Annotated in this window: 8 protein-coding genes; 4 read left to right on the top strand and 4 right to left on the bottom strand. The window is 46.3% G+C overall.

Features of this window, described 5'->3' with window-relative positions; translation table 11 throughout:
* Nucleotides 1-142: 142 nt before the first annotated feature.
* Complete coding sequence (locus IQ270_RS26800) at nt 143-745, top strand: DVUA0089 family protein (RefSeq protein WP_193976201.1); 603 nt, start codon at nt 143-145, stop codon at nt 743-745.
* 36 nt (nt 746-781) lie between these two features.
* Here IQ270_RS26800 and IQ270_RS26795 read toward each other — a convergent pair whose 3' ends face one another.
* The 4 genes from IQ270_RS26795 to IQ270_RS26780 all read right to left on the bottom strand — a co-directional run bounded on the left by IQ270_RS26795 (nt 782) and on the right by IQ270_RS26780 (nt 2,812).
* Nucleotides 782-976, bottom strand: coding sequence for a hypothetical protein (locus tag IQ270_RS26795; RefSeq protein ID WP_193976200.1), 195 nt, complete (start codon nt 974-976; stop codon nt 782-784).
* A 53-nt stretch (nt 977-1,029) separates the two neighbouring features.
* Nucleotides 1,030-1,371 (bottom strand): leucine-rich repeat domain-containing protein, encoded by a 342-nt coding sequence (locus tag IQ270_RS26790; protein WP_193976199.1) that lies wholly within the window; start codon nt 1,369-1,371, stop codon nt 1,030-1,032.
* 138 nt (nt 1,372-1,509) lie between these two features.
* Nucleotides 1,510-1,701, bottom strand: a complete 192-nt coding sequence (locus IQ270_RS26785; RefSeq protein ID WP_193976198.1) for a chlorophyll a/b-binding protein — start codon at nt 1,699-1,701, stop codon at nt 1,510-1,512.
* Between the two features lie 94 nt (nt 1,702-1,795).
* Nucleotides 1,796-2,812 carry a succinate dehydrogenase/fumarate reductase iron-sulfur subunit gene (locus tag IQ270_RS26780; protein ID WP_193976197.1) on the bottom strand — a complete coding sequence of 339 codons (1,017 nt, stop codon included), beginning with the start codon at nt 2,810-2,812 and terminating at the stop codon, nt 1,796-1,798.
* A 697-nt stretch (nt 2,813-3,509) separates the two neighbouring features.
* Here IQ270_RS26780 and radC point away from each other — a divergent pair.
* The 3 genes from radC (at nt 3,510) to IQ270_RS26765 (ending at nt 6,247) form a co-directional block, all read left to right on the top strand.
* A complete protein-coding gene (gene radC, locus IQ270_RS26775) occupies nt 3,510-4,241 on the top strand; it encodes a DNA repair protein RadC (RefSeq protein ID WP_193976196.1) in 732 nt (243 codons plus the stop codon).
* Nucleotides 4,242-4,558: 317 nt separating this feature from the next.
* A complete protein-coding gene (locus IQ270_RS26770; protein ID WP_193976195.1) occupies nt 4,559-4,903 on the top strand; it encodes a DUF1815 family protein in 345 nt (114 codons plus the stop codon).
* Nucleotides 4,904-5,767: 864 nt separating this feature from the next.
* Nucleotides 5,768-6,247: a DUF4079 domain-containing protein gene (locus tag IQ270_RS26765; protein ID WP_193976194.1), complete on the top strand. Its 480-nt coding sequence runs from the start codon at nt 5,768-5,770 to the stop codon at nt 6,245-6,247.
* The last annotated feature ends 144 nt before the right edge of the window (nt 6,248-6,391 follow it).

The following is a 6,391-nucleotide window of genomic DNA, read 5'->3' as shown; positions in this document are numbered from 1 at the left end:
GGGGAATTGGGAATGGGGAATTGGGAATTGGGAATTGGGAATTGCTAGCAAATAACTGATGACTACTGACTACTAACAACTGCCAACTGCCAACTGACTACTGACTACTGACTACTTCCTTCGTTGCAAATCGAGGTAATTCATGCGTAAAGTTAGATTTTGGGCGATCGCGCCAATTGCTCTACTAGCTACTTTTTTTAGCAAGCCGACTCTCTCGGTGCCAATTTCAAATTCAGGTGGAACTGCTGTTAGCAACTCCACCCTCATTTCAGCAGAATTTCCTCAAAATTCACCTGATGTGGCCCCTACAGGCAAAGCTGTTTTAGCTCAAGCAAGCCCCAATCCCTCGCCAACTGAAAGTCCCACTGTAGAATCAGCGCCCAGTCCTGATGCGGGTTCATCTAAGGTGATTTTAGAGCAAAAGGGAGAACTCAGCCCTGCTAAATCTTCTGTACTGCCCTCGGACAGCAGTTTGTACGACGAGTATACCTTTGAAGGAACTCAGGGTCAGAAGGTGGTCGTTACCGTAGAAAGTACCGAGTTTGATACTTATCTCGCTATTTTCAACTCCCAAGGCGAGCTACTTGCAGAAAATGATGATGCGACGCAGCAAAATTCCAATTCAGAGCTTACTGTTACCTTATCTGCGAGCGGTCGCTACCGCGTCATTGTCAATGCTTACGATCCGCCTCCAAAAGGTAGAGGGAAGTACAGTTTGACCGTCCGCGAAACAACTGGAAATTAATTAGTTGGAACGAAACTTCGGAGTCAGGGCACGGCATTAGCCTGTCCTGATAGTTTGAGGTCGATCGCACTTAATTGTAGTGCGATCGACTTTAGTAAATTCATCTGTTATATCGTGTCCGTTCAATTGACCGTAATTCCTATAGGGGAGCTTTTCACCAATATCTCTAATAGAAACGAGAAAGCCTGTAAACCCGCCCCGGCTTTTAATCGCCGTCTCCCGCTCGTCCATGATATGATCTGCAATTATAAGTTTGACGCTCTTGTATCTCTAATTTGTCGAGCTTAGTCATAAATTTGATTTGCTTCGAGGACTAGCTTTGTTAGTTTAGTCAAAGATTCTAGCGGTTTGATGTCGCTGATAGAATTGTTACTGAGGCTGAGTTCAGCGAGACTGAAAAGTTTTCGATCGGCCGCATCGCATTCAGTAGTCCCTGCTTTCTGCAACAGCACCTCAACAGTACGTTTAGCTTCCACACTCAAATCAGCCTTTTTGCAACACCAATGGGCAAATGTTTGTCCGCTCTTGGACGATCGCGGTTCGGAGATTAAGCTAGGAGGTTGATTTGTGCATGATGCTAGGACGATCGCACTATAAGCAATTGCTATTAACTTCGGTAAATTCATGTATTTACCTGCAACTATAAATGTTTTAACACAGCATTTATAATTCGATACAATGTATTTTAAATATTTATTAAACTAGAATTAAAGCTGAATATTTGATAAATATTCAACTTCCATTCTGGATTAATTTACATTAATTTAACGGATACCCAGCCAGGTGAAAAAATCCTGGCGGGTGAAGAATTCTAGCAGCAAAAGTGCCACGAATCCCACCATTGCAAATCGTCCGTTGATTGTTTCGGCGTAGCGATTCCAGCCAAAGGCGGGTTCTGCTTGTGTTGGGGAATTTGGGGCTGTTGGTTTTGGGGATGGAGGAGTTTTAGCAGTCATTTAAATGTTTTGAGTTGCGAGTTTTGAAAAATAGTTTTTTGGAAGATTGGCAATCGCACAACTTCTAATTTACCAGGAAAATGACAGCCGATCGCTAATCTGCTGACTTTTCTAAACTTTGAACAGATTCGATCAAATTTCGCACGGTTTCGGTACCTTCTGAAGGCTCAAAAAACAACGGGAACTTGCCGCGAGCGATCATTCTCAAACCCAAAGGCCCAAGACTCAGCAAACCTTTAACGTCGCGGAAGTAGTTTCCTACTACTTCGATGCCAAATTTGCGCTCGTCTATCCAGCCACCTTCTTTGACAAGATCGATCAAGACTTTGCGGTGGCGGATCGATCGGCTGGCTTGTTCGTCTTGGCGATCGAGAATCTCCTGTTTAATCTTACCAATTTGATCCATCGGCGCAACTTCCATCGGACAAACCGAGTTGCAGTAGTAACAGCGAGTGCATCCCCACACGCCTGCGGTGCCTTCATTGTATTTTTCGAGTCTATTTTCAGTTTCCCCGTCGCGGGAATCGGCGATCGTCCGGTAAGCTTTGGCGAGGGCGTGGGGGCCGACAAATTCCGGGTTGACTTCGCGGGCGTTGCACTCAGAATAGCACGCGCCGCAGAGGATGCAGTTGCCAGTTTGGTCGAGTTTCGATCGCTCTTGGGGAGTTTGCAGAAATTCCCGTTCTGGAATTGCTCGCGAGGCTGTGCTGACATAGGGTTCCACGGCTTCTAGGTTGTCCCAAAAACTGGTCATGTCAACCACCAAATCTTTAATTACCGGCATATTTCCCATTGGGGCGACGGTAATTTCTGGGATGAAATCAGCAGGCTGTTCTGCTGAACTCGAATAAGCTATTTTTTGCAGTCTGGCGAGTTCGCTACCCACATTTTCTTTGCAGGCTAATGCCGATCGCCCGTTAATTCGCATCGAACAACTGCCGCAAATTGTATTTCGACAATTTTTGCGAAAAGCTAAAGTCCCGTCCTGTTCCCACTTGATGCTGTTGAGACAGTCGAGAATTGTATTGCTCTCTTCCACCTCTAGGGTGTAAGCGCGGACGCGGGGAGCCTCGTTTTGATTTTGGCGGACTACGTTAAAGCGGACTTGCATATTTTGAGTGAGAAATTTAGTGTCTATTTTAAGCGGGATCTTTTGATTCTATAAAAAAATAATTAAGTTTTAATATCTACCTCAAGTAGTAGTAGATTTCAAGGGTTTTATGACTGTTTGAGCACAGCGAATACTTCTAAAGTCATAAATCCTAAATAAGGACTTTTTTTGGCGGTTGTTTGAGTTTTTAATAGAAGATAAGAGTAATTAATATACACATTTAGTGAGTCGGAGGCGCAGTTATGTCTAGCTTGTTTGCTTTAACATTTATGTTTTCAATGCCTGCTTTTTTTCTGGGTCTTGTGAATCCTCGATGGGTGGGAATGAAAAATCGCAAGCTATCTGTTAGTTTATACGGAATTTCGCTCGCAGTTTCCTTCGTTTTGCTTGGGGTTGCAGCACCTAAGCCGTCCCACCCACTTGCGTCGGGGCTACTAGCCTCGACTGAACGACCAGAATCTAGTGTAAGCGCACTTTTGCGCTGAACGAGCTGCCCGCGCACCTCACTTTGGTGGCAGCGTTACGAGAAATTTTACCAGCAGTTACGCCAGGGGGCGAGAAACCGGGTTTTTTCACGAAAATTACGATTGCTAAAAACGTCGGTTAATGTCTGGGATTTTTGGCTCTTCTACTGATTGGAACAATGCAGCTCGATCGGGTACAATCTAATTGTAGAGCTTGCGTTGCACGTGCATCTATGACTTACAGCTTGAGAATTGTCGATTTGCCAACGAGTGAACGGCCGCGGGAACGGCTGATGGCGGGCGGCCCGAAAAGTTTGGCGACGGCGGAATTGATTGCGATTCTACTCGGTACCGGTCAGGGAAAGGGCAAACTTTCGGCAGTGGGGCTGGGACAGTATATTTTAAATCAGTTGAGCCAGCACCAGCGCGACCCTCTGGCAGTGCTCCGGACTATTAGCGTGCAGGAGTTGACACAGATTCACGGGATCGGGCCTGCTAAAGCAACTGGGATTTTGGCTGCGGTGGAGTTGGGGAAGCGGGTGTTTCAGTCGCGGCCGCCGGAAATGGCTGTGGTTGACTCTCCGCAAGCGGCTGCGGATGCCTTGAGTCAGGATTTGATGTGGCAGTCTCAGGAACGCTTTGCTGTGGTGTTGCTGGATGTGAAAAATCGGCTGCTGGGAACTCAGGTAATTACGATCGGCACAGCTACGGAAACTTTAGCTCACCCTAGGGATATTTTTCGGGAAGTGATCCGCCAAGGGGCGACGCGGGCGATTATCTCCCACAATCACCCCTCGGGAATTGTAGAGCCGAGCCCGGAGGATATTGCTTTGACGCGGCAGTTGCTGGCGGGAGCGCAGTTTTTGTCGATTCCGCTGTTGGATCACTTGATCTTGGGAAATGGCGATTTTCGGAGCTTGCGGCAGACTACGACGCTTTGGGAGGAGTATCCCCAAGGCGATTGAACTCTTATTCTTAACTAACTCCATCGCTATGATTAGTTATTTGTATCTTTGGCCTGTCCTAGGGCTGAATCAAGCATCACCACAGGATATCTTTGAAGCTGGAGTCCTAGGATACAGCGTGTTTTGAGTGAATGTCGCTGCTGATACTTAGTTTCGCACGCAACTCGGTTAATCTAGTATAAGTGAGCTGAAGAGGTCGCTAATCCGACTTTTTTTGAGCATACTAAACATATACTGAACCAGCACCTAGATACCCAATATTTAAGAAATTATTAAATTGGGTGTAAAATACACGGCGTGGTGAAAGGAGAACAACTGTGTTTCTGAGACTTGCAGAACAACACCGTAAATTCGTCCAAGATTTGGTAATGAACCTCCAGGCTTTGGCGATCGTGCTAGAGCATAGGGGTTATCTGGCATCCTGCTACACTTGCGGGGGTCAGATGAACAGTGCCTCATTTATGGTCAGTTTGACGGACAACCATCTGATTCGATTTTTAGTGTCAGATTACGGTATCACTTGGACGGAGATGCGGGACGATCGCGAACTGATGAAACTTGAAGGTGCAGAAGCGATTAGTCAGTTACAAGAACTGGCAAATCTGGTAAAGTACCACATCCAACCTTCGGAAGCTACTCTGGCGACGGCGCACCGAGTCTAGTGATTGCACGGTTCCGAGGAAGGCTAAGCGCGAAATTGGGTGCTTGTCTTCTGTTACAACTCAATCCCCAGCAATTTAGTTGACAGGATTGACAGGTTGTAGAGTGGTGGTAGCTCAACCGAAAACGGTGCTTTCAGGGTGCCTTCAAACGCTGAGTTTAGCGCTGAGTAGATCGAACTGCCACCAGTCAGACGGCATATTTCATGCAAGAAGTCTCAAACTTGGAACCCCTAGTTTTTTGCAAGAGTTGACTCTCCCTCGATAGCGATTCGCAAAATGTAGAAGTGCTACTGCTCGTCGGCTGCGATGTTAATTTCCAGCTTTGGCATTGAAAAGTCAAGGAATTGAAATTAACTTTGAGCAAGCCAGTAAAATTTAACATCCAGAGCCAGGATGAGGCTGTGAACATTGGGCAAAAAGCTGCCCCTGGGGGTAACGGGAAAATTGCATTTATTTTTGCTTTTCAATTTAGCTGATAAGGCTAACAAACAATTAACTGGAAACAGCATCGCTGCTTTCAAAATCTCACAGCCGGCGAAAGCCGGCTAAGTTTTGTCTAAATAAGCGTTTTTGGGCAATATTTGGCGCGACAAGAACAATTCTTTGAAGCCCGCTATCGGCGATGTAATAGACTCTCTCTGGACAACCACGCTCTACCAGTAAACAGATAGCCCGGTTTTACCCTTTGTGTTGGGGTTCCGTTAAAAAAAGTCATGGCACCAGGAAGTGCGTGCCAGCTTCGATCTCTGTCGCCAGCAGTTAAACATTTGAAGATAGTTTTAAAGCAAGTTAAACACCCTCTGGCTGATGCTGCTGTTAATATGATTTGATGGAGATTATTGCCAAGTTTGGAATCAAAATCAAATGGTAAATTTAAGCGAACTACTAGAACCCATAGCCAGTCAATTTCGCCGGATGGGCATTCCCGAACCGATTACTCATTGGGGGCACCCGGTAATGATGGGGATCGTAGTTGTGGCGATGGGCAGTTTTGTCGGGTATACGGGATGGCAGGGACGTTTGGCGGCGGATAAGGATGTCGCGATTAAAAGTCGATCGGATCACCGCAAGCTTGCTCCCTGGATGTTTCTGTTCATCGCTTTGGGCTACACTGGTGGCTTGCTGTCGCTGGTGATGCAGCACGAACCAGTTATGGAAAGCCCGCATTTTTGGACTGGTTCGACAATAATTGTGTTGCTGACTGCTAACAGCTTGATTTCGCTAACGGGTTTTGGGGGCGATAAGCTGTCACTGCGGGCGGTTCACGCTTATTTGGGTACGACGGCGCTGGCGCTTATGGTGCTGCACGCGGCTTTCGGTTTAAAATTGGGGCTGTCTATTTAGAAGAGGAAGAGGAAGAGGAAGGGTTGACGGCAGTTGACAATTTACCGAGATTTACCTAGACTTTGGTCACTGAATTCTCGGTAAATTGACCAACAAACTAATGAGCGTTGGAGCTTTTCAATAAAAAATGTAGCCTTTGAAGTA

This window comes from Microcoleus sp. LEGE 07076 (genome assembly GCF_015207455.1).
In the GTDB taxonomy this organism is placed as follows: domain Bacteria; phylum Cyanobacteriota; class Cyanobacteriia; order Cyanobacteriales; family Microcoleaceae; genus Microcoleus.
This window is presented reverse-complemented; position numbering and strand designations above follow the sequence as displayed.